The organism is Lactobacillus sp. (assembly GCF_051873315.1).
In the GTDB taxonomy this organism is placed as follows: Bacteria; Bacillota; Bacilli; order Lactobacillales; family Lactobacillaceae; genus Lactobacillus.
Genome location: NZ_JBJEES010000067.1, coordinates 1 through 2,436 on the forward strand (window position 1 = coordinate 1; position 2,436 = coordinate 2,436).

Sequence of the window (2,436 nt, forward strand, 5' to 3'; positions counted from 1 at the left end):
GATGAAGTCTTCTTGAATCTTAGGAAAAAGCTCGTGGGCCACCGGGCTGATGACCGCATTCAGCAGGTCGGACTTGGTTTTATAGTACTTGAAGATCGTGGCCTGGCTGATCCCTGCCCGTTTGGCAATTTGGGCGGTAGAGGTGCCGTCAAAGCCCTGCTTGGAAAAGAGCTCGATGGCCGCAAAGAGGGCCTTCTTTTGCCCCTGGGGCAGCTTTTTGCTCTGTAATAATCCTTGATAGTCTTCCAGAATCGTTGCATCGCTCATCTAAATTACACCTTTCGATAACGTTTCAAGCCCAGAATGTTGACCGCGGTCAAGATGACTAGGAAGAGGACCAGGGCCCACAGGTCGCCTGCTAGCTGGGCAAGACTTGCTCCTTCCATAATGATACCAGTCATCGCGTCGCCAGCGTAGGTCAAAGGCAGAATTTTACCAATAACTTGTACCCAGCTGGCCATGGAGGAAAGAGGAATGATTCCGGAGAAGAAGACCTGCGGCACGATTACCAAAGGCAAAAACTGCATCATTTGAAATTCAGATTCGGCAAAGGTGGATAAAAGCAGGCCAAAAGCTAGGGCGACGAAGGCGGTCAGTACGCAGACAAGCGTGAGATCAGCCAGGCTGCCAACAACTTCAATTTTTAAGATATAAATGCCAGCAACGCTGATGACGATCGCCTGCAAAAGGCCCAGGATCCCGTAGCCCAGCATGTAGCCAAAGACGATGTCGCTGCGCTTGACAGGAGTGGCTAGCAGGCGGTCAAGCGTACCAGTTGTCCGTTCGCCCAAGAGGGCCATGCCAGAAATCAAGAAAACAAAGAAGAAAATGAAGAAGGCCATCAAAATTGGCGCGATCTTGGCGAAGTAGCCAGTGTCCTTGTCACCATAACGGTAATGGTTGACAATTTTTACCTTCTGGCTGCTTGCCTTGATCTGACCGCTGGCTTGAATGCTGGTCTGAATAGCAGCATTTTTTCCGCTGAGCTTGGCCAGCGACTGACTTAGCTTGCTGATCACTTTTTGCTGAGTTATCAAGCTTTGCTTGAGTTTGCCTGCCTGTTTGGCCGTGTTTTTGGTCTGGCTTTTAACCAGGGCGGCTTTGAGCGCTGACTTGGTTAGGGCTGTCTTGCTGGAGTCGATGTTGGCGTGGGTAACTGTGTAGCGGTTGCCTTTTCTGATAATAACGCCGTCAACCTGCCGCTTCTTGAGAGCCCGCTTTGCCTTGGAGCTGCTGGAATATTTTTTGACGGAAACGCCTGAAAGATTATCTAGATCGCTGACGACTTCCTGTTTGACATTGACCGTGGCTAGAGTCACTTTAACGTCACTATTGGCGGAAAACATGGTGTTCATCAGCCAGAGGATAATCAAAGGGCCGACGAACATCAAAAGCAGGGTGCGTTTGTCTCGGCTCAGTTCAGTTAAGACTTTTTTGGTGATTGTCAAAGTTCTCATATTTCGTTTTCCTCTTGTTGTTCAGCTTGTAAAAATACACCCTCGATTGTGGAGACCTGGTAGTCGGCCTCCAGTTGCTTTGGTGAGTCAAAAGCAATGATCTGCCCGTGTAAGAGCAGGGCAACACGGTCAGTCAGTTCTGCTTCATCCATGACGTGGGTGGTGACCAGAATGCCGCGGCCCTTGTCGCGCAAGTGTCTCAGCTCCTGCCAAATCTGCCGCCTCAAAGCTGGGTCAATGCCAACCGTGGGCTCGTCAAGAATCAAGAGCCTTGGTTTTCCAAGCAGGGCGATTGCCAGGGAAAGCCGACGCTTCATTCCTCCGGAAAAGTTTTTGACTCGCTCATCCAGGCTCTGCGTTAAATCGACGACTTCAGCGGCATGATCGATTTGATAAATGATTTCACTTTTGGGGATGTTTTTCATGACCGCGAAAAAGTGCAGGTTTTCCCGGGCAGTCAAATTGTCATACAGGGCATCGGCTTGGGCCATGTAGCCCAGCTCACCCAGGATATGCCGGTTCGGCATCTTTTTGTCCAAGATGAGGGCCTTGCCGGCTGAAACTTTTTCCATGCCCAGCATAACCTTGATCATGGTTGACTTGCCCGCGCCGGACGGACCGATTAAACCAACGATTTCGCCGGGATGCAGGCTTAAGCAGATCTCATCTAAAATTCTGTGTTCACCAAAGTTTTTGTTGACGTGATCCAGCAGAATCAGCTTTTCTTCTTCGGTCATAATGTGCTCCTTTTCTTTGCTTACCTTTTATCTTTTTCTCTCAGTAAGTGAGTAATCACTCACCTACAAGAAAGAATTATAGTGAGTGTTCACTCACTTAGCAAGAGTTTTTTTAAAAAAGTAAGGCAGAGCGGAATGAAAGCAGAAAAAAACGCCAAACCAAGCGGTTTAGCGGTTAAAAAATTATGCTGGACTTAGTCCAAAGCAGCCTTGTTGTGCCGAACGACCAGGATGTCGCAGTC

The 2,436-nt window shown here is 49.0% G+C and carries 3 protein-coding genes; all 3 read right to left on the bottom strand.

Annotated features, from left to right (window positions below; translation table 11 throughout):
• Positions 1-267 (bottom strand): TetR/AcrR family transcriptional regulator (locus ACI32D_RS04260; RefSeq protein WP_439775401.1); only part of this gene is annotated, 267 nt, incomplete at its 3' end.
• 5 nt (positions 268-272) lie between these two features.
• A complete protein-coding gene (locus ACI32D_RS04265; protein ID WP_439775402.1) occupies positions 273-1,457 on the bottom strand; it encodes an ABC transporter permease in 1,185 nt (394 codons plus the stop codon).
• Positions 1,454-2,194, bottom strand: coding sequence for an ABC transporter ATP-binding protein (locus ACI32D_RS04270; protein WP_439775403.1), 741 nt, complete (start codon positions 2,192-2,194; stop codon positions 1,454-1,456). The genes ACI32D_RS04265 and ACI32D_RS04270 overlap by 4 nt, the downstream gene beginning before the upstream one ends.
• Between the last annotated feature and the right edge of the window lie 242 nt (positions 2,195-2,436).